The following is a 1,007-nucleotide window of genomic DNA, read 5'->3' as shown; positions in this document are numbered from 1 at the left end:
GGGGGAAATTCGTTTAGTGCTGCTCGTCGTTATACTACTTGGTTTGAATGTTATGACTTCGATCAGACATTCTAATTACTACAAAAAGACAGTCAATCAGATCATTCAAAACAATTCAGAAGGATATTTCGGTATTGGTATGACGCAAAGTATATTCAAAAAAAGAAACATTGTGTTGATGGTCACCAGCCTTGATGGTGTGATAAAAGAGTGTCAAGTGATGTCTGGCTTAACGATCTTTGCAAAGTTCAAACCATTTGAAGAAGTAAATGGGCAAGCAATTACGGACATCCCTGAACACCTTCTGAACGGAAAATATGGAGAAGCACTCACACAAGCAATCGAGTTCATTGCAAGTGAAAGAAAATAAACTATTTTGGAGGAACAATAATGACGTTATATGGAAAGCTTTTACAAAGAGAAAAAGATGGTGCGCCAATCAAAGTGGGCGTCATTGGTGCAGGACAAATGGGGTTTGGAATGGTCTCACAAATCTCAACGATTCCTGGTATGATCGTTGGCGGAATCAGTGATATCAATCTGGACGCGGCAAAACGAGCAGCAGATGCATACAATGCGAGTGCAGAGCAGAAAATCAATATTCTGACCAGTACAGATTTCAAAGAAATCGTCAATTCCGATAATGTAGAAATTATTGTTGATGCCACTGGCGTACCGGAGGCTGGAGCCAAAATTGCTTTAGCAACATTGATTGCGAAAAAACACTTAGTTTTATTGAACGTGGAAATCGACATTACAGTCGGGCCATTGATGAAACAGCTTTATGATGCGGCTGGATTGATCTACACAGGATCAGATGGGGATGAGCCTGCAGCAACCGTTCAGATGTACGAATTTGCTAAGAGTATGGGGATGGAGGTATTAGTCGCAGGAAAAGGAAAAAACAATGCGCTGAAAGTAAACGCTAATCCTGATACAGCTCAAGCGGAAGCTGATGCAAAAGGAATGAACAGCCACATGTTGGCAGCCTTCCAAGACGGCACTAA

At 41.3% G+C, this 1,007-nt stretch carries 1 protein-coding gene and 1 pseudogene; both read left to right on the top strand.

Annotation, left to right across the window (positions count from 1 at the left end; genetic code table 11):
- A partial coding sequence (locus JZO83_RS14270; RefSeq protein WP_207116135.1) for a transcriptional regulator GutM occupies nt 1-370 on the top strand: 370 nt, incomplete at its 5' end.
- Nucleotides 371-390: 20 nt separating this feature from the next.
- Nucleotides 391-1,007 (top strand): annotated as a pseudogene (locus JZO83_RS14265) (NAD(P)-dependent oxidoreductase); the annotation flags it as partial.

The organism is Enterococcus sp. DIV1298c (assembly GCF_017316315.1).
GTDB classification, from domain to species: Bacteria; Bacillota; Bacilli; order Lactobacillales; family Enterococcaceae; genus Enterococcus_B; species Enterococcus_B mangumiae.
The sequence above is the reverse complement of the archived record's forward strand: the minus strand, read 5'-3'. Positions and strand labels throughout refer to the sequence as shown.